The sequence below is a fragment of the Deltaproteobacteria bacterium GWC2_65_14 genome (genome assembly GCA_001797615.1).
GTDB lineage: Bacteria > Desulfobacterota > Deferrimicrobia > Deferrimicrobiales > Deferrimicrobiaceae > GWC2-65-14.
This window is the reverse complement of record MGPV01000038.1, coordinates 3,539-22,561: the sequence shown is the minus strand read 5'-3', so window position 1 is coordinate 22,561 and position 19,023 is coordinate 3,539. Positions and strand designations below refer to the sequence as shown.

Sequence of the window (19,023 nt, the reverse complement as noted above, 5' to 3'; positions counted from 1 at the left end):
GCGGGTATCCGGTGACCGCCAGCTCCGGGAAGAGCACGAGGGAGGCGCCCGCCTCCCGGGCACGCTCCGCGTACTCGAGGATCTTCCGGGCGTTCCCCCGGATATCCCCCACGGTGGTGTTGATCTGCGCCAGGGCGATCCGACGCGGGCTCATTCGGGTATAGTACCCTGTATGCCGCACTCGATCTACGACCGGGACTACTTCCTCCTGAACGGCTCGAATTTCCTCTATTCCCTCTACGCCACGATGTTCATCTTCCTCCCCGCCTTCCTCTACCGGCTGGAGATCCGGGAGGGGGAGATCGGCCTGCTCATGGCGACGGGGACGCTGGTGTCGGTTTCGCTCAAGCCGGTGAACGGGCTCTTCGTGGACCGGGGGGGGCGGATCGCCTTCCTCGTGACGGGGGCGCTGCTCGCCTCCGCGGCCACGATCCCGTGGATCTTCGTGACCGAGCGGGGGGCGCACCTCTTCGCCATCCGGATCTTCCAGGGGGCGGCCTACTCCTTCTTCGCCACCGCCTCGTACGCCTACATCGCCGCCGTGGCGCCGCCGGACCGGCGCGGGGAGGTGCTGGGGGTCTTCGGGCTGTCGTTCTTCATCCCCACCGCCCTGGGGGGATGGATCGGGGAGTGGATGATCGGGCGGACCGGGTTCCAGGGGCTGTTCCTCTCCGCCGCGGTGATCGCCTTCCTCGCCGGGATGCTGCCGGTGATGATGCGGGAGCCGCGCCGCAGCGCCAAGCTTACCCCGTCGGCCCTGCTCGAATTCCTCTCCCGGTCCTACTTCATCCCGAACAGCGCCGCTTTCCTCTTCGGCACGGCGTTCGGCTCGATCTTCACCTTCCTCCCGGTCTTCCTGGAGATCCGAAGGATCTCCTCGATCGGCGTCTTCGTGATGATCTACGCGCTCAGCGTGATCGCGACCCGGACGCTGGGGAGGAAGCTCTCCGACCGGATGCCGCGGGAGCGGATATCCCTGGTCTCGCTCCTGCTGCTCGCGGCGGGAATCCTCGCGATCCCCTTCGCCGGGGGGCACGGCGGGATCTCGCTGGTGGCGCTGGTGACCGGGGTGGGGCACGGCTTTCTGTTCCCCTCCCTCTCCGCGCTGATCCTCGACCGGGCCGGGTCGGAGCGGGGGGGGATGGCGATGGCGATGTTCACCGGGGCGTTCGACATGGGGCTGGTGGTGGGAGCGGCGGCCTTCGGGTTCGTGGCGGAGCACCTGGGCTACACGGTCATGTTCTCCTCGGCGGCGGCCTTCACCGCGTCGGGGGCGCTCTTCTTCTTCACCCAGGATCCGTCGTTCCGGAGAGCATCGCCGCGCGGACCTGCTCCATGAGGTCCGGGATGTCGGCGGCGGTCTTTCCCGCCGTCTCGACCGGGGGGAGGATCTCGACCGTGATCGTGCCGGGGCGGATCCGCAGGGTGTCGGCCGCCACCACGTCGCGCGACCCGGAGACCTTGACCGGGACGATCGGCAGGCCCGCCTCCAGCGCCATCCAGAACCCCCCCCTCTTGAACGGCTGCAGGTTCCCGTCGCGGCTGCGGGTCCCCTCCGGGTAGATCATCACCGAGTTGCTCCCGGAGAGGCCGGAGAGCGCCTCCGCCAGCGCCGCCCTCGCCTTCTCCGGGGAGGAGCGGTCGACCATGATCTGTCCCCCGGAGAGCAGGACCTGTCCGAAGACCGGGATCCTCGCCAGCTCCTTCTTGAACACCCAGTGGAGCGGATGGGAGATGACCAGCGCCAGCGCCGGGGAGTCGGCGTGGCTGACATGGTTGGACATGAAGACATACCGTTTCCCGGGATCGACGTTCCCCAGCCCGCGCCCGACCACCCGGATCCCGAAGACGGCCAGCAAGATCCGGGAGTAGGTTTTCGAAACCCAGAGGAAGAGTTTCCCCTTGCGCCCCTTCCCCGGCAGCAGCAGCGCCAGCAGGGTCGCCGGAACGCCCATCACCAGCGTCAGCAGGCCGAGAAAGAGCAGCTGCAGGGCGTTGACGGCCGTCATCGCGCCGCCCGGTTCTTCGCGCGCATCTCCCGCGCCCCTTCCGGGCAGACCGGCAGCAGCGGGCACTCCGCGTGGAGCGGTCTCCCCGGCCGGCAGATCTCGCGGCCGAGCCGGATCAGGTTCAGATGGAGCGGCATATGCTCCCCCGGGGGCACGTGCGGCTCCAGCAGCAGCGCGGCCTTGGCCAGATCGGCGGTCGCGGGGACCAGCCCGAGCCGCTTGGTCACCCGCAGGATGTGGGTGTCCACGGGGAAGGCCTCCTTGCCGAAGGAGAACAGGAGCTGGACGTTCGCCGTCTTCACCCCGACCCCGGGGAAGGAGGTGAGGTATGCGCGGGCCTCGGCAAGCGGCATCTCCCGAAGGTGCTCCAGGGTGTGGGCGCCCCGCTCCCGCTTCATCCGGGAGAGGGCGGAAAGAATCGAGCTTGCCTTCGTCCTCGCGAGCCCCCCGACCCGGATCGCCTCCTCCACCGCCGCGGGCGCAGCCGCCGCCAGCCGGGGAAGCGTGGGAAACCGCTCCATCAGGGAGGCAAAGGCCCGGTCCCGGTTCCTGTCGGTGGTGTTCTGCGAGAGGATGGTCAGGATCAGGTTGCGGACCGGGTCGGTCTCGTGGGCGCAACGGTCCGGGCGGCCGAACCGTTCGTCGAGGCGCCGGGAGATCTCGAGGAGCCTGTCCGCCTTCAACCGCCCCCCTGCCCCGCCTCGAGGCGCCGGGTCAAGACGAAGCCGTCGGGGGTGAGGCGCTGCTCTTCTGCTGCTGGGCGGCAAGGGCCGATTCCAGCTCCCGGATCCGCCGCTTCCGGCGAAAGGAGGTCGGAATCCCCGGGAGGAATCCCACCAGGACCCCCGCCCCGAAAGCCGCGATGATGACCACCAGGACCGAGGTGTTCGCCGAAAGGTGGAAGAACTGGAGGGTGACGATCCCCGGGTTCTGGATCGCGAACGCAGCCACGATCCCCATGACGACGACCAGAAGAACCAGCACCATTCTCATCACTGGAAGAGTAATGCAGCCCCGGGGCGGTTTCAAGATTTTTTACAAGGGATGCCCTGCCGGGGCCTCCCGGCCCGCCTCCTTCCGTTCCGGTCCCTCCCCCCCCAGCATCCGGACCTCCTGCAGGATCCGCTCGCACTTCTCCTTCCCGGGGCACTCGGTGTCGCAGGGGTCGATATGGCTCACCACGTGGGCGCCCCCGAGCGTCCGGGAAACCTCCTTCTCCAGGTGGTCGGCCAGCCGGTGGGCATCCTCGAGCAGGTACTTCCGGCAGATAACCACATGGAAATCCACCTGTTTTTCCGGGCCGGAGCGCCGGGTGCGGAGGGCATGGTAGTCGACCACGAGCGGCCGATGGCTCTCGATCACATCCCGGATCCTCTCCACCGTTTCGGGGGGGAGACTGCGGTCCGCCAAATCGTCCACCGCCTCGCGGAACACGGGGAGGGCGGCGGAAACGATATAGATCCCCACGGCCAGCGCGACCCCCGGGTCGAGCCATCTCCAGCCGGTGATCCGGTAGAGAACCAGGGAGAGCAGGATCCCTCCCCCGGACCAGACGTCGGTCCGGAAGTGGAGGGAGTCGGCCGTAAGGGCCGAGGAGCCGGTCTCCTCCCCCGCCTTCCGGATCCGCTCGGAGATGAACCAGGAGGCGGCGACCGACAGCGCCATGACGACGAGCCCGATGTCCACCGAGCGGGGGACGATCCCCGCCTGCAGGCGGCGGACCCCCTCCCAGACGATCCATCCGCCCGTCAGGGCGATGACGATCGACATGAAGGCGGTCCCCAGCGTCTCCACCTTCCCGTGGCCGTACGGGTGGGAAGTATCGGCCGGCTCCATCGACTTCTTGATGGAGACGTAGTTCACGCCCGACATCAGGATGTCGGCCAGGTTGTCGAAGGCGGAGGCGAGGACCCCGAGCGACCCGCTCAGGAATCCGACGACCAGCTTGGACGCCGCGAGGGCGACCGCGCTTGCGACGGAGAAGCGGGCGGTGCCGATCCGTTTCCGGTCCATCTCCTCCTTGCGGCGCGGATCGCCCATGGCCTTGCGGTCTCCTCCCGATTGACACCCTTTCGTTATCTCTGCGAGAATAGCACATCTTTTTCGGAGGAGAGGGCGGCCGTGGTCCCGAAAACCAAGAAAATCTGGATGGATGGGAAGTTCGTCGACTGGGATGCCGCGCAGGTCCACGTGCTGGCGCACACCCTGCACTACGGCGTCGGGGTCTTCGAGGGGATCCGCTGCTACAAGACCGCGAACGGCAAATCGGCCATCTTCCGCCTTCGGGAGCATGTCGACCGGCTCTTCGCCTCGGCCCACATCGTCCTGCTGGAGATTCCGTTCACTCCCGAGCAGATCCGGGACGCGATCCGCAAGACGCTCGTGACGAACCAGCTCACGGAGGGGTATATCCGCCCGATCGTCTTCATCGGGGAGGGGGAGATGGGGCTCTTCGTCCGCACCAACCCGGTCCGCGTGGCGATCGCCGTGTGGAGCTGGGGCGCCTACCTCGGGGAGGAGGGGCTCAGGAAAGGGATCCGGGCGAAGGTCTCCTCCTTCAACCGGCACCATGTGAACGCGGCGATGAGCAAGGGGAAGATCTGCGGCTACTACGTCAACTCCGTGCTGGCGAAGTGGGAGGTCAAGAAGGCGGGGTACGACGAGGCGGTGCTGCTCGACACGGAAGGGTATGTCGCGGAAGGGTCGGGGGAGAACATCTTCATCGTGCGCAACGGGGTGCTGATCACCACGCCGCTCACCTCCATCCTGCCCGGGATCACGCGCGACGCGGTGCTCACCATCGCCCGCAAGCTCGACATCCCGGTGAAGGAGTCCCGCTTCACCCGCGACGAGATGTACATCGCCGACGAGATGTTCTTCACCGGGACCGCCGCGGAGATCACCCCGGTCCGGGAGGTCGACGACCGGAAGGTGGGACCCGGGAAACCGGGGCCGGTGACGAAGCGGATCCAGGACGCCTTCTTCGACATCGTCCGGGGGAAGGACAAGTTCTTCTCCAGCTGGCTCGACGTGCTGTAGCCCTAAATCGCCCGGGGGGCGCAAAGCCCCGTGCTACAATGATCCGGTGCTTCGCGTCTCCGAGATGTTCGCCAGCATCCAGGGGGAGACCTCCTACGCGGGTCTCCCCTTCTCCTTCGTCCGACTCTCCGGCTGCAACCTCCGCTGCCGGTACTGCGACACCGCCTATGCCTATGAAGATGGGAAGGAATTCCCGTTGGAGGAGGTCGTTTCGAAGCTTGCCCTCTTCGGGATCCCCCGCGTCACGGTGACCGGCGGCGAGCCGCTGCTGCAACCGGAGGCCTTTTCCCTGGTATCCACCCTCATCGACCGGGGAAACCTGGTCCTCGTCGAGACGAACGGGACCGTGCCGCTGTCGGGCCTGGATCCCCGGGCGGTCAAGATCATGGACGTCAAGTGTCCCGGCTCCGGGGAGTCGGGAAAGACGGCCTGGGAGAACTTCTCCCACCTCTCCCCGCGGGACGAGGTCAAGTTCGTCCTCTCCTCCGAGGAGGACTACCGGTATGCCCTGGAAGTCCTTGCAACGCACGGCCGGGAGAGGAAATTCGGCGTCCTGTTCTCCCCGGCCTCGGGACGTTTGCCCCCCGAGCGGCTGGCCGGATGGATGGTGGGGGACCGTCTCGACGCCCGGTTCCAGCTGCAGCTGCACAAGCTGGTGTGGGGTCCCGACCGGAGGGGGGTGTGACCGCTCCCGTGCTGCCGAAGGGGATCGTGCTCGCGAGCGGGGGGATGGACAGCCTCGTGCTGGCCGCCTTCGCGACCCGCGAGTCGGAGATCGCGCTGCTCCATGTGAGCTACGGGCAACGGACGGAGCGACGCGAGCTTTCCTGCTTCCACGCGATCGCCGACCACCTGAAGGTCCGGGAGCGGAAGGTGGTCGACATCGGATACCTGAGGTCGATCGGGGGCAGCGCGCTCACCGACCCCTCGATCGAGGTCCCCGAGGCGGACCTCGCGCGGCGCGGGATACCGGCCACCTACGTCCCCTTCCGGAACGCCCACTTCCTGGCGATCGCGGTCTCGTGGGCCGAGGTGATCGGCGCGACCTGCGTCTACATCGGCGCGGTCTGGGCCGACTCCTCCGGATACCCCGACTGCAGGCCCGCCTTCTACGACGCGATGAACGAGGCGATCCGGCTGGGGACCGGAGACGGCAGCAACATCACGGTCCGGGCCCCCTTCCTGAACCTGAAGAAAAAAGACCTGGTCCTGATGGGGAAATCGCTCGGGGTTCCCTTCGAGCGCTCCTGGTCCTGCTACCGCGACGGGGAAAAGGCCTGCGGGCGCTGCGACTCCTGCGCCCTGCGCCTGCGCGCCTTCACGGAAGCGGGGGTCCCCGACCCGCTCGAATACGAGGAGCGGCGGTCCACCTGACCTGCCCGGAGCATCTTTGCGAGCCCGTCCCGACATAAAGCGGCTGCTCCGGAGGCTCTCCCAGGGGGCCTTCCTCCTCCTCTTCTTCGTCCTGCTCGTGAAGACCGACTACGACGGGAAGAACGAGCTGGCCTACCCGGTGAAGATCTTCCTGGACGCCGACCTCCTCGTCTTTCTGACGTCGCTGGTCTCCGCGCACTCGCTTCCCCCCGCCCTTTTCCTGGCGCTGCTCTTTCTCCCGGTCACGCTGCTCTTCGGCCGGGCTTTCTGCGGGTGGGTCTGCCCCTTCGGGACGCTCCACCACGCGGTCAGCTACCACCGTCGCGGGCAGGTCCCCGAGCGGGGGGTCAAGACCGCGGGAAGCCGCTGGAAGTTCGCCGTCTTCCTCTTTTTCGTCGGGTCGTCGCTCTTCGGGATCCAGGCGGCGGGGCTGCTGGACCCGATCTCCCTGCTGATCCGCTCCCTGTCGCTGTCGGTGATGCCCGGGGTCGACCACCTGCTGCGCCTGTTCCTCGACTGGGGGTACCGGATCCCCTACCGTCCCGTCTCGGATCTCTTCGACGGGGCCTACACCTTCCTGCGGGCCCATTTCCTTTCGTTTTTCCCGGCGCGGTTCGATCAAGCGCTGCTCTTCTTTTCCCTCTTCCTGCTGCTGCTGGCGCTGAACCGTCTCCGGACGCGCTTCTTCTGCCGGTTCGTCTGCCCGCTGGGCGGGCTGCTCGGAATCCTGTCGCGGTTGTCGCTTCTGCGGCTTTCGAGGAACGACAAGTGCGCCCATTGCATGCTCTGCCGGGACGTCTGCGCGGGCGGCTCGAATCCGCACACGGAGCGGAACTGGTCCCCGTCGGAGTGCGTGACCTGCTGCAACTGCACCGCCGCCTGCCCGGAGGGGGCGCTGGAATGGAAGTTCTCCCGCGCCCGCGGAACGAACGACCGGATCGACCTGAACCGGCGGTCGGTGCTGACCGGGCTCTCCGTCGGGGCGGCCGCCGCCTGCGTCATGAAGACCTCCCCCGCGGCGGCGAGACCCTCCCCGCTGCTGGTCCGCCCGCCCGGCTCCCGGCCGGAGGCCGATTTTCTCTCGCGGTGCATCCGGTGCGGGGAGTGCATGAAGGTCTGCATCACCGGGGGGTTGCAGCCCACGCTGCTGACCGCGGGGATCGAGGGGATCTGGACTCCGCTGCTCGTCTCCCGGATCGGCTACTGCGAGTACAACTGCACCCTCTGCGGGCAGGTCTGTCCCTCCGAGGCGATCCGGAAACTCTCCGTCCCGGAGAAGCAGAAGGTCGTCATCGGCCTGGCCTTCGTCGACCCCTCCCGTTGCATCCCCTTCGCCCAGGGAACCCCCTGCATCGTCTGCGAGGAGTTCTGCCCCACCCCGAAGAAGGCGATCGTCTTCGAGAACCGCCCGGGGAAGGGGGGAAAGCCGGTGATGGTCCCGGTCGTGGTCCAGGAACTCTGCATCGGCTGCGGCGTCTGCGAGTACAAGTGCCCGGTCGTGGACCTCGCGGGGATCCGGGTCACCTCGATCGGGGAGACCCGGAACCCGGAAAACCGGATTCAACTGCCCACCGGACCCTATTCCTCCGCCGCAGGAAGAATTTTCCTTTGACATGCGCTCCCCCGCCCGTTAGATTCATCTGCAAAAAACCCGGGAAGAGCAACTTCCCGATGAATCCTTTTCCCCCTTCGTCCGTTCTAATCATGAAGGGAGGAGGCGTATGGCCTACTTCTACGAAAACAAGAAGGGACAGACCCCCAGCTGGGAGGAGATCGGCGGGTTCAACACCCACCTGCTGATGGAGATGCGCTCCGCCATGCTGGACGTCCGTTCCGATTCCGGCTCCCCCGCGGCCATCCCGATCGCCGTGTCGGAATGGATCAAGAGGCACCCGATCTTCGAGTTCCCCGACGACGAGATCGGCTAGTCCGCCACTCCCAGAACCCGCAGGTAGACTCCCCGAACCCGTTCCGTGACGTTCCGGTAGCGGTCCCTCGTCTCCGGGTCGAGCGAGGAGGGGTCGAACCGCTCGATCGAGGCGTCCTGCGACAGCCGAAGGCCGACCTCGAGGGAGCGGAGAAACCGGTACCCCTCGTCCAGGATCCGGAACTCCTCTTCGGGCAGGACCTTCAACAGCCGCAGCTCGTAGAGCGCCTTCAGGGTGGATCGGGCGCGGACGGAGCGGTGTTGCGGCCCGTGGAGCAGCTGGAGATACTGGACGGCGAACTCCACGTCGACGATCCCCCCCCGCCCCACCTTCAGGTCCAGCCGGTCGGACCGCTCCTTGCCGATTTCGAGCTCCATCCGTTTCCGGAGCCGGTGGATCTCCTCCGCGGCCGCTTCCGGCAGCGGCCTCCCGTAGATGAACCGGTCGATCCGCTCCTCCACCCGCCTCCCCAGGTCCCTGTCTCCCGCGAGGAACCGGCATTTCAGCAGCGCCTGCCGCTCCCACAGCTGGGCCGACTCCTCGTGGTACCGCTCGAAGGCGGCGAGGGAGGAGACGAGGGGGCCCGCGTTCCCCGACGGGCGCAGCCGGGTGTCCAGCTTGTAGACATGCCCTTCCCGGGTGACGGTGGAGAGGATCGAGATCAGCCGCTGCGCCACCTTCGCGAAGAACTCGTGGTTCGTCAGCTTCCGGAACCCCTCCGCCGGCGCGCCGGGGCCGGGGGCGGTCTCCCCCGCCCCCAGGTAGATGAAGATGATGTCCAGGTCGCTGTGGTAGGACAGCTCCTCGGAGCCGAGCTTCCCCATCCCCATCACGCAGAACCTTGCCTCGGCGGGAGAGCCCCCTTCCTCCCGCGTCATGGGGAGCCCGAATTTCCTCGCCGCCTCGCGGCGGGCGAGCGTCAGGGCGTTCGCGAGGAGCACCTCCGCCAGCGCGGATAGCTGGAACATCCCCTCCTCCGGGGAGAGGTTCCCGGACAGGTCGTGGAGCCCGATCCGAAGCGTCTCCACGTTCTTGAACCGCCGGAGTTCGTCCATCTCCTCCTCGAAGTCCCGGCAGGCCGAAAGCGACTCCCACAGCTCCTTCCGCAGCTCCGACTTCGACCGGACCAGTGGGGAGAGGTCCTTCCGGAGAAAGGTGTCGAGCATCTCCGGGTGGCGGAGCAGGTACCCGGAGAGGAAGCGGCTTCGGCCGAAGAGCCGCACGAGGACGTCGATCACCTTCCGGTTTTCGAAGAGGAGGGCGTAGAACATGGTCCGGGCGCCCACGGCCGAGAGGAACCGCTCGACGTGGGTCAGGGCCATGTCCGGATCCGGCGTCCGGATCACCTGCTGCAGGATCAGGGGGGCGATCTTCCCGAGGTAGCGGCGGCCCCGCGCGGAGATGCGGGTGAAGGGGGGGCCGTCCCGCAGGACCGCGATGTGCTCCCGCGCCCGTTCCGGGTCGGAAAATCCCGTCTCCCGCAGCCGGGCGAGAACCTCCTCCCCTTCCGTTTCCAGGTCCAAGAACCATTCGACCTCGGGGGAGACCTCCGAAACGGCCTTCTCCTCCCCCGGGTGGAAGAGCCGGTCGTAGAGGACGCGGACCGCCCCGGTGTGCCGGTCCAGCTCGGAGAGGAACTCCCGGGACGATTCGAACCCCATCGCCCGGGCAAGGCGCTTCCGGTCCTCCTCCCGCTCCGGGAGAAGGTGGGTCTGCCGCTCCTGGTGAAACTGGATCCGGTGCTCGAGCGACCGGAGGAACCGGTAGGCCTCGGAAAGCGTCGCGCACTCCGACGGCGCCACGATCTTTGCCCCCTCCAGCGCCCGCAGCGCCTCCACGGTGCCCCGCAGCCGCAGGCGCGGATCCTTCCCGCCGTAGATCAGCTGGTGCGTCTGGACGAAGAACTCGATCTCCCGGATCCCGCCGTGCCCGAGCTTGACATCCAGCCCCTTCTCCCGGCTCCGCGCCGCCATCTGGTCGACCCGGCCCTTCAGCTCCTGGATCTCCTCGATGGAGGTGAAGTCGAGGTACTTCCGGTAGACGAAGGGGGCGATCGTCCGGAGGAACTCCTCCCCCAGCGACAGGTCCCCCGCCACCGGCCGCGCCTTGATCATCGCCCCCCGCTCCCAGGTCTGCCCCCAGGACTCGTAGTAGATCTCCGCGGAGCGGAGGGAGTTCGCCAGCTCCCCCTTCGACCCGTCGGGGCGCAGCCGCAGGTCCACCCGGAAGAGGAGCCCGTCGCCGGTGACCTCCGACACGATCCGGGTGATCCCCTCGCAGAGCCGGACGAAGTACTGGTGGAAGGCGACCGGCTTTCCCTCCTCCCCCCCCTCCGTCGTCCCGCGGTCGGTCTCGTAGAGATAGATCAGGTCGATGTCCGAGCTCACGTTGAGCTCGTGGGCGCCCAGCTTCCCCATCCCCATCACCACGAACCGGCAGTCGCGGGGCGGCTCTCCCTCCCCCGGAATCCGGGGAGCCCCGTACCTCGCGTCCAGCTGCCTCCGGACGAACCGGATGGCGCCGGAGAGCGAGGCGGCCGCCAGGGCGGAGAGATCCTCCGTGACCTCCTCGAGGGAGGCGATCCCGGAGAGGTCGCGCGCGGCGACCGCCGCGATCTCCCGGATCCGGATCTGCCGCAGGGCGGCCTTGACCTCCTCCTCCGTCCCGCACCGGTCCGCCGCGGCTTCGGCTTCGGCCGCGAGCGTCTCCGGAACCGGCCGGTCCCGGAATCGCTCCTCCAGGAAGAGATCGACGAAGATTTCGTGGCGGCCGGCGATCCGCTCGGGGATCGATTCGGATCCCCCGAGCAGGCTCCCCAGGACGGAAGCGTTTCCCGGGAGGGCGAAGGCGCCCGTGAGATCCCGGGCGGGGAGCGCATCGCAGAGCTTGGAGAGGTTCAGGAAATAGAGGGACGGATCGGGCGCGGCGCGCCCCCCCTCGAAGACCGCATCCCAGAAGGGGTCGCCCCAGGGGACCCTTCCGCGGATCTCCTCGAGCAGCGCCAGCGTGCGGGCCTGGTCGGGAACGCCGAGCTCCGCCAGGAGGTCCAGGGGGGACGGCGGCGGCTTCCGGCTCACCGGGACAGCTTCCGGATGGCCCCCCCGAACGGGGCCGTCAGGACCCCCTTTTCCGTGACGATGGCGGACAGATATTTCGCCGGCGTGACGTCAAAGGAGGGGTTCCAGACCCGCACGCCTTCGGGCGTGATCCGGGTGCCCAGAATGTGGGTCACCTCCTTCCCGTCGCGCTCCTCGATCGGGATCTCCTTTCCGCTGCGGACGGACGGGTCGATCGTGGAACGGGGGGCGGCCACATAGAAAGGGACCTTGTGGACGCGGCAGAGGATGGCGAGCCCGTAGGTGCCGATCTTGTTCGCCACGTCGCCGTTCGCGGCGACCCGGTCCGCCCCGACGACCGCGGCCTGGATCTTTCCGGTGCGCAGCAGCGGTGCGACCATCCCTTCCGTGACCAGGGTGCAGGGGATGTCGTCCTGCGCCAGCTCCCATGCCGTGAGCCTCGCCCCCTGCAGGAACGGCCGGGTCTCGCTCGCGTAGACATGGATCTTCTTCCCGGCGGCCACGGCCGCCCGGACGATCCCCAGCGCCGTCCCGTAGCCGGCGGTCGCCAGCGCCCCGGCGTTGCAGTGGGTGAGCACCGCCCCTGACCGGAGGAGCTTCGCGCCGCGCGCCCCCAGCTTCCGGTTCGCGGCGATGTCCTCGTCGAAGATGGCGACCGCCTCCCGCTCCAGGTGATAGGCGGCCCCTTCCGGCTCGTCCGGCAGGCTCTCCGCCGCCCGCCGCATCCGGTCGATCGCCCAGAAGAGGTTTACCGCGGTGGGGCGGGTTCCGGCCAGCTCCTCCGCGGCGGACCGGAACGCCTCCCTCCAGGAGCGCCGCTTCCGGTTCGCGTCGCGCACCGCCAGGACCAGCCCGAAGGCGGCCGTAACCCCGATCGCCGGGGCGCCGCGGACCACCATCGTCCGGATCGCGTGGGCCGCCCCGGTGGCCGTCGTGATCCGGCTCATCGAAAGGCGCAGCGGGAGCACCCGCTGGTTCACCAAAAGCAGCTCCTCCCCCGTCCACTCGATCGGCCGGACGGTCGATCCCGCCTCCTTCCCCCGCACGCTCATCCGCTCTCCGCCTCCCCGTGGAATCGGGCCACCTGCGCAAGGACCCCGCTGCGAAGCTCCCGCGGGGGAAGGGGGGCGGCCAGCAGCGTCCCCTCCCTCAGGGCCGGCGCCAGCAGCTCCTCCAGCGGCCCTCCGCACCCGCACCGCTCCGGGACGGCCCGCGCGGGGACGACCTTCCGCGCTCCCCCCCGGCAGGCGGGGCACCGGACCACCTGCTTTCCGCCGGAGAGCTTCCCCCGCTTGGCGAAGGGGGCCCCTTCCACCTCGACGATGTCCAGCGCGAAGTCGATGGTGTGGGCGTTGCTGATGCTCGTCCCGACGCCGAACCCGTCGGCCAGATCCCGCAGCGCCTCGACGTCCTCCTCCCCGATCCCCCCGGACACCAGCAGCCGCACATGGGAGTGTCCCCGCAGGTCCAGCTCCCACCGGACCTCCCGGAGGATCCTGCGGAAGTCGCCCCGGCGGGAAGAGGGGGTGTCGAGCCGCACGCCGGCCAGCTTCTTCCCCAGCGCCTCCGCGACCCGGATCGCCTCGAACTTCTCGTCCTGAAGCGTGTCGATCAGGCAGATGCGGGGGACCTCCGGGTCCACCGCCTCGTCGAACGCGCGGATCGCCCGGACCGTGTCGCCCAGCGCCAGAACGAGCGCGTGGGGCATCGTCCCCTGCGGCTCCTCCCCCAGGTACCGCGCGCTCCGGACGACGGAGACGCCGTCCGCTCCGCCGACGAAGGCGTTCCGGTCGATCAGGGTCGAGAGCGCCGGGTGCATCCGCCTCGCCCCGAAGCTCAGGACCGTCCGGTCGCCCGCAAGCCGCTTGATCCGGGAGGCCTTGGTGGCGATCCCCGACGCCTGGCAGAGCACCCCGAGGAGCGCGGTCTCCATCTCGCAGAACTCCCCGTACGGCCCCTCGATGGAAAAGACCGGCTCCTCCGGGAAAAAGAGGGACCCTTCCCGCATGGCGCGGACATCCACACGACGCCCCGCGAGCAGGGAAAGCATCTCGTCCATCCCCGCCAGGACCGCGTACCCGTACCCCGCGGGGAACCGCTTCACATGCCCTTCCGCCTGGACGCGGACCTTCTCCCGCCCCGCCTTGCGCAGGGTCTCCATCGTCCGCCGGAAGTAGACGTCGGTCGTCTCCCCTCGGCGGATCTCCTCCGGGGTGGGGATCGGGTTCAACGGAGCACCCGGACGCCGAGCACCTTCTCCATCTGGTCGAGGGCGAAGGCGTGGCTCTTCCGGTCCAGTCCCGCCACCAGCCGCTCCTCGACGGTGACGCCGTACCCGCGCATCGCGGCGTCGGCCGCGGTGTAGAGAATGCAGATGTTCGTGACGCAGCCGGACAGGGAGAGGGAGCGGATCCCGTGCCGGCGAAGGACGCCGGCCAGGCCGGTCCGGTGGAAGCCGGAGTAGCTCTTCTTCTCCACGACGACATCCCCCGGCTCCGGCGAGAGCTCCCCGACCACCGCGGCCCCCGGAGTCCCGGAGACGGCATGCGGGGGCCACCCCATCCGCGCGAACTCCGGGTCGTTCTTCCGGTGGGCGTCGCACAGGTAGACCACGAGTTCCCCCCGCCTCCGGGCGCCCCGGACCCTGCGGCGGAGCGCCGGCAGGATTCCGCGCGTCTGCGGCACCTCAAGCGGCGCCCCGGCCCGGACAAAATCCTCGAGCATGTCGATCACGAGAAGCGCACTGTCGTCCTTCGCCATCGCCTTTTCCTCTGCTTCGCGGACAACTCCCTGAACGGTGTCTTTTTTTGTTTTTCGCCGGCCATCCCGAGCGCGGCCCCCGGCCAATCCACCCCCTGATTGTACCACCGGTCCTACCCGAGCTTCGCCTTCAGGATCTCCTGCACCATCCTCGGATTCGCCTTCCCCCGCGTCTCCTTCATTACCTGTCCCACGAAGAAGGAGAGAAGCCCCTCCTTGCCGGACCGGTAGCTCTCCACCTCCTTGGGATTTTGCGCGAGCACCTTCTCCACGATCTCCTCGAGGGCCCCCGTATCGGAAAGCTGGGTGAGCCCCTTCTCGTCCCGGATCCGCCGGACCGGCTGCCCCGTCTCCATCGCCAGTTCCACCAGCGTCTTGGAGGCGGTGGCGGAGAGGATCCCCCTCTCCCGGTCCTCCACGATGTGGGCGATCGTTTCGGGGGAGAGCTTCCCCTCGAGGATCGCATCCTTCCACTGGATGCACTCGTTCGCGGTTACCTTGGGGTTGCCGCCGAAGAGGGCGGCCGAGGCCTCGAAGAAGTCGGCGAGCTGCCGCGCGGAGGCGAGCAGCTCCGCGTCGTACCGGGGGATCCCGTAGCGGGTGGCGAGCCGCGGGATCTTCGCTGCGGGAAGTTCGGGAATCGTGCCGCGCAGCGCCTCCACCCACTCCTCCCCGACGACGAGCGGAAGAAGGTCGGGGTCGGGGAAGTACCGGTAGTCGTGGGCCTCCTCCTTCCCCCGCATGGAACGGGTAACTCCGGCCTCGGCGTCCCAGAGGCGGGTCTCCTGGACGATCGTCCCCCCGTCCCCGGCCTGCCCGACCTGGCGGCGGATCTCGTACTCGAGCGCCTTCTCCACGTGCCGGAACGAGTTCATGTTCTTGAGCTCCACCTTGGTCCCGAAGGCAGCCTGTCCCTTCGGGCGGACGGAGACGTTCGCGTCGCACCGGAAGGAGCCCTCCTCCATGTTCCCGTCGCAGACCTCGAGGTAGACGAGGATCTCCCGGAGACGGCGCAGGTAAGACCCCGCCTCCTCCGGCGTCCGGAGGTCGGGCTCCGAGACGATCTCCATCAGCGGGACCGAGCAGCGATTGAGGTCGGCCAGGGAGGACTGGGCCCCCGCGAAGGCTCCCTCGTGCACCAGCTTGCCGGCGTCCTCCTCCATGTGGATCCGGGTGATCCCGATCCGCTGGCCGGTTCCGCCCGTCCCGATCTCGACGTGGCCGCCCACGGCCAGCGGCATCTCGTACTGGGAGATCTGGTAGGCTTTCGGAAGATCCGGGTAGAAATAGTTTTTCCGGGCGAAGACGCTCTTTCCGTTCACCCGGCAGGAGGTGGCCAGCGCCGTCCGGATCGCGAACTCGACCGCTTTCCGATTGAGGACCGGGAGGACTCCGGGCATCCCCGTGCAGACGGGGCAGCTGTTCTCGTTCGGGGGGGCCCCGAACGCCGTGGAGCAGGCGCAGAAGAGCTTGCTCCCGGTGGACAGCTGGGCGTGAACCTCCAGCCCGATCACGACTTCGTATTCCATCTCTCCCTCAACCCGGAAGCGGCGCCACCCTCGGCAACGGGATCTCCCGCTCGATCGCGGCGGCCGCGGTCAACAGCGTCTCCTCGTCGAAGTGCCGGCCCAGCAGCTGGACCCCGATCGGCAGCCCTTCCGGAGAGATCCCGCAGGGGACCGAGATCCCGGGGATCCCGGCCAGGTTGCACGGGATCGTGAAGATGTCCGAGAGGTACATCGTCAGCGGGTCGTCGACCTTCTCCCCGAGCCGAAAGGCCGGGGTCGGGGAGGTGGGGGTCGCGATCAGGTCCACCTTCGAGAAGGCCTCCGCGAAATCGCTCCGGAGCAGCGTGCGGACCTTCTGCGCCTTCCCGTAATAGGCCTCGTAGTAGCCGGCCGAGAGGGCGTAGGTCCCGATCATGATCCGTCGCTGGACCTCCGCGCCGAACCCCTCCGACCGGGTCCGGGACATCATCTCGATCAGCCCCTTCGCCCCTTGCGCCCGGTACCCGTACCGGACACCGTCGTAGCGGGCAAGGTTCGAGGAGGCCTCCGCCGGGGCGATGATGTAGTAGGTCGCCAGCGCGGATTCGGTGTGGGGAAGGGAGATCTCCACCGGCTCGGCGCCCAGAGCCGCAAGCGCCCCGATCGCCTTCTCCACGGCGGAGCGGACCGACCGGTCGAGCCCCGCCGGGAAATATTCCCGCGGGAGCCCGATCTTGAGCCCCCGGACCTCTTTCCCCGTCGCGGCGTAAAGATCGGGCACCGTGGCGTCGACCGACGTGGAGTCTCTCGGGTCGTGCCCCGCGATGACGGCCAACAGCGCGGCCGCGTCGGGAACGGAGCGGGTGATCGGCCCCGCCTGGTCGAGGGAGGAGGCGAAGGCGATCATCCCGTACCGGGAGACCCGCCCGTAGGTCGGCTTCATCCCCACGACCCCGCAGAGGGAGGCCGGCTGCCGGATCGATCCCCCGGTGTCGGTCCCCACGCCGGCGAAGCAGAGCCCGGCGGCCACCGCCGCCGCCGTCCCCCCGGAGGATCCTCCCGGAATCCGGTCGGTCGCCCACGGGTTGCGGGCCGGCCCGAAGAACGAGGTCTCCGTGGAGGAGCCCATGGCGAACTCGTCCATGTTCTGCTTGCCCAGCAGCACCGCGCCGGCGGAGCGGATCTTCTCCGTCACCGTCGCGTCGTAGGGGGGGTCGAAGTCGTGCAGGATCCGGCTGCCGCAGGTGGTGCGGATCCCCTTCGTGCAGAAGATGTCCTTGAGGGCGACCGGCACGCCGTGCAGCGGCCCCCGCAGGATTCCGCGGGCCTGCTCCTCGTCGCAGGCCGCCGCCTCCCGCATCGCCCCGTCGCGGAGCACGGTGATGTAGGCGTTGATCACCGGGTTTACCCGGTCGATCCGGTCGAGCAGCGTCTTCGTGAGCTCCCGGGAGGAGATCTCCTTCTCCCGGACCGCCCGCGAGGCGCGCAGAAGCGTCCACTCATGCACCGGACCGGTTCCCATCGTCAGCCGGCACCCCTTCTCCGCGGGCTAGTCCTCGAGGATCCGCGGAACGCGGAAGAAATCCCCTTCCCGGTCGGGGGCGTTCTTCAGGATCTGTTCCTTCTCCCCGAAGGGACGGACGGAGTCGTCTCGGAAGGGGGTGCCCATCTCCACGGCGTGGGAGGTGGGGACGACGTCGCCAGTATCGAGCCGGTCGAGCTGCCGGATATGCTCCAGGATTTTGCCAAGCTGCTCCTCCATCTTCCCCGCCTCCTCCGGAGACAGGGAGAGCCGCGCCAGCCGGGCCACGTGCAGCACCTCTTCCCGCGTGATCGCCAACGAAAACCCTCCGGTACACACGGATCCATCACAGGATTTTCAATCTACCATAGTTCCATCGCGAGAGGGACACCCATGAAGGTGCCTCCCCCGCCGGGGCCGGATGAGGATGCGTCGGAAATCCGATGGAGATTCTCCATCAAACTCTCTGGACACACCCATCGCACCACGGCACCCCGGAGAAATCATCCGTTGACGGATGCGTTGCAATCTCCGCGTCCGTATGATAAGCACATCTATGTATTCATAACTGCGAGGAGACCAATCCTATGGAAAGTTACGGTAGTCGTACCGTTGCGGCCCTCACGGGACTCTCTCAGCGTCAGATCGATTACTGGGACAGGACGCACATCATCAAGCCGTCTATCGCCATGGCCTCCGGGAGAGGGACGAGACGACTCTACAATTTCAGCGACCTCGTACAGTTCCGCGTCGTCGCCTTCTTGAAGGAGAAAGGGATCAGCCTCCAGAAGATCAGAAAGTGCATTGCATTCCTCAGAAGGAACATGGAGGGGCTGGCGCGGCCGCTTGCATCGCTTAAATTTCTAACGGACGGGGAGACGATTTTCGTCCTCACGTCGAATCGGAAGGAAGTGCTCGACACCTTGAAGGAAGGACAGCTTGTTTTCTCCATTGCGATCGGCCAACTGCTGATGGATCTGCATGGCAAAATACGGGAGATCGAAAGAACGAAATCCTTCTCCGTCCAGGTGGGGACAAAGAAATTCACCGTTCTTCTTCATCCCGATCTTGAGCAGGGGGGGTATTGGGCGGAATGCCCCGACCTTCCCGGTTGTCTCTCCCAGGGGGAGACAATCGAGGAGACCCTCGCGATGATGGATGATGCGATCCGGGGTCACCTCGCCGTGATGGCCAAGGGCGCGGCCCGTACGAAAGCAGGGTAGTGGTCTCTCCGTCGGACCTGAAGCCCGATCGGGTCATCCGCGCCTTCGAACGAGCGGGGTGGGAGAATCTCGGCAGAAAAGGCAGGCACTTCAAACTCAGAAAAGAGGGGAATCCGTATATCCTCTCCATCCCTGTCCATGGGAGTCGCCCTTTGAAGAAAGGACTGGCTCTCGCCTTGATCAAGCTGGCAGGTCTGACTTGGGAGGAATTCGAAAGGCTCTACCGATGAAGGATGACAACGCATCGATCGGAAAGATCATCCGCCGGTCGCTCCGGGAAGAGATTCCGCCGGGAATATCCTCACGCGGCGGTCGGGAAGTACGACGTCTACGGCCTGTTCCTGGAAAGAGCGCTGCAGATTCTCAAGCCCGGGGGACGTCTGGGCATCGTTACGCAGGACACCTTCCTCGGCAAGGAGTGGGCGTCTTCCCTTCGGAAGTGGCTGGCATCCAAGGCCACCGTGAGGATGGTCGTGGACCTCAACCCGTTCGGGCAACTCTTCTTCAGGGCCATGAACACCCCGGCGGTTACCGTCGCGGACAACGGGCCGCCCTCACCGACGCCCTCGAATTCGATACCCCCTTCGATGAGCGGGAAAAGGAG

Annotated in this window: 18 protein-coding genes and 2 pseudogenes (2 of these 20 only partly in view); 8 read left to right on the top strand and 12 right to left on the bottom strand. The window is 67.6% G+C overall.

Annotated elements, in window-relative coordinates; all coding sequences use genetic code 11:
• Positions 1-154 (bottom strand): annotated as a pseudogene (locus A2X88_10695) (hypothetical protein) (it extends 1,413 nt beyond the left edge of the window).
• A gap of 18 nt (positions 155-172) precedes the next feature.
• Between A2X88_10695 and A2X88_10690 the strand changes: the two are divergent.
• Positions 173-1,339, top strand: coding sequence for a hypothetical protein (locus tag A2X88_10690; GenBank protein ID OGP34091.1), 1,167 nt, complete (start codon positions 173-175; stop codon positions 1,337-1,339).
• On the opposite strand, the gene A2X88_10685 is transcribed toward A2X88_10690, so the two are convergent.
• From A2X88_10685 to A2X88_10670, 4 genes are read right to left on the bottom strand one after another with little or no spacing between them, the layout of a single operon-like run.
• Positions 1,287-2,009, bottom strand: a complete 723-nt coding sequence (locus tag A2X88_10685) for a hypothetical protein (protein ID OGP34090.1) — start codon at positions 2,007-2,009, stop codon at positions 1,287-1,289. The two genes, A2X88_10690 and A2X88_10685, sit on opposite strands and share 53 nt — an antisense overlap.
• Entirely contained in the window at positions 2,006-2,692 is a 687-nt protein-coding gene (locus A2X88_10680; protein OGP34089.1) for a hypothetical protein, read from the bottom strand. Before A2X88_10680 ends, A2X88_10685 begins: the two co-directional genes overlap by 4 nt.
• Positions 2,693-2,723: 31 nt before the next feature.
• The gene (locus tag A2X88_10675; GenBank protein ID OGP34088.1) at positions 2,724-2,996 is read right to left on the bottom strand and encodes a hypothetical protein; all 273 of its coding nucleotides are present in this window, start codon (positions 2,994-2,996) and stop codon (positions 2,724-2,726) included.
• A gap of 48 nt (positions 2,997-3,044) precedes the next feature.
• Positions 3,045-4,049 (bottom strand): hypothetical protein, encoded by a 1,005-nt coding sequence (locus A2X88_10670; GenBank protein OGP34087.1) that lies wholly within the window; start codon positions 4,047-4,049, stop codon positions 3,045-3,047.
• 81 nt (positions 4,050-4,130) lie between these two features.
• On the opposite strand from A2X88_10670, the gene A2X88_10665 reads away from it, so the two are divergent.
• The 5 genes from A2X88_10665 (at position 4,131) to A2X88_10645 (ending at position 8,350) form a co-directional block, all read left to right on the top strand.
• Positions 4,131-5,048, top strand: a complete 918-nt coding sequence (locus A2X88_10665; protein ID OGP34086.1) for a branched chain amino acid aminotransferase — start codon at positions 4,131-4,133, stop codon at positions 5,046-5,048.
• Positions 5,049-5,112: 64 nt separating this feature from the next.
• Complete coding sequence (locus A2X88_10660) at positions 5,113-5,733, top strand: 7-carboxy-7-deazaguanine synthase (protein ID OGP34111.1); 621 nt, start codon at positions 5,113-5,115, stop codon at positions 5,731-5,733.
• A gap of 44 nt (positions 5,734-5,777) precedes the next feature.
• Positions 5,778-6,422 (top strand): 7-cyano-7-deazaguanine synthase QueC, encoded by a 645-nt coding sequence (locus A2X88_10655; protein ID OGP34112.1) that lies wholly within the window; start codon positions 5,778-5,780, stop codon positions 6,420-6,422.
• Positions 6,423-6,438: 16 nt separating this feature from the next.
• Complete coding sequence (locus A2X88_10650) at positions 6,439-8,034, top strand: hypothetical protein (GenBank protein ID OGP34085.1); 1,596 nt, start codon at positions 6,439-6,441, stop codon at positions 8,032-8,034.
• Between the two features lie 109 nt (positions 8,035-8,143).
• Positions 8,144-8,350 (top strand): hypothetical protein, encoded by a 207-nt coding sequence (locus A2X88_10645; GenBank protein ID OGP34084.1) that lies wholly within the window; start codon positions 8,144-8,146, stop codon positions 8,348-8,350.
• Here the strand turns inward: A2X88_10645 and A2X88_10640 are convergent.
• The 7 genes from A2X88_10640 to A2X88_10610 all read right to left on the bottom strand — a co-directional run bounded on the left by A2X88_10640 (position 8,347) and on the right by A2X88_10610 (position 17,514).
• Complete coding sequence (locus A2X88_10640; protein OGP34083.1) at positions 8,347-11,427, bottom strand: hypothetical protein; 3,081 nt, start codon at positions 11,425-11,427, stop codon at positions 8,347-8,349. The two genes, A2X88_10645 and A2X88_10640, sit on opposite strands and share 4 nt — an antisense overlap.
• Positions 11,424-12,479, bottom strand: coding sequence for an S-methyl-5-thioribose-1-phosphate isomerase (gene mtnA, locus A2X88_10635; protein ID OGP34082.1), 1,056 nt, complete (start codon positions 12,477-12,479; stop codon positions 11,424-11,426). Before mtnA ends, A2X88_10640 begins: the two co-directional genes overlap by 4 nt.
• Complete coding sequence (locus A2X88_10630) at positions 12,476-13,657, bottom strand: nicotinate phosphoribosyltransferase (GenBank protein OGP34081.1); 1,182 nt, start codon at positions 13,655-13,657, stop codon at positions 12,476-12,478. Before A2X88_10630 ends, mtnA begins: the two co-directional genes overlap by 4 nt.
• On the bottom strand, positions 13,654-14,187 hold the full coding sequence (locus tag A2X88_10625; protein OGP34080.1) for a nicotinamidase: 534 nt from the start codon (positions 14,185-14,187) through the stop codon (positions 13,654-13,656). The genes A2X88_10630 and A2X88_10625 overlap by 4 nt, the downstream gene beginning before the upstream one ends.
• Before the next feature lie 113 nt (positions 14,188-14,300).
• Positions 14,301-15,716, bottom strand: coding sequence for an aspartyl/glutamyl-tRNA amidotransferase subunit B (locus tag A2X88_10620; protein ID OGP34079.1), 1,416 nt, complete (start codon positions 15,714-15,716; stop codon positions 14,301-14,303).
• A gap of 7 nt (positions 15,717-15,723) precedes the next feature.
• Complete coding sequence (gene gatA / locus A2X88_10615) at positions 15,724-17,196, bottom strand: aspartyl/glutamyl-tRNA amidotransferase subunit A (protein OGP34078.1); 1,473 nt, start codon at positions 17,194-17,196, stop codon at positions 15,724-15,726.
• 27 nt (positions 17,197-17,223) lie between these two features.
• Positions 17,224-17,514, bottom strand: a complete 291-nt coding sequence (locus A2X88_10610) for an asparaginyl/glutamyl-tRNA amidotransferase subunit C (protein ID OGP34077.1) — start codon at positions 17,512-17,514, stop codon at positions 17,224-17,226.
• Between the two features lie 269 nt (positions 17,515-17,783).
• On the opposite strand from A2X88_10610, the gene A2X88_10605 reads away from it, so the two are divergent.
• Both A2X88_10605 and A2X88_10600 read left to right on the top strand, forming a co-directional pair.
• Complete coding sequence (locus A2X88_10605; GenBank protein ID OGP34076.1) at positions 17,784-18,419, top strand: hypothetical protein; 636 nt, start codon at positions 17,784-17,786, stop codon at positions 18,417-18,419.
• 233 nt (positions 18,420-18,652) lie between these two features.
• A pseudogene (locus A2X88_10600) lies at positions 18,653-19,023 on the top strand (hypothetical protein); it runs 76 nt beyond the window's last position.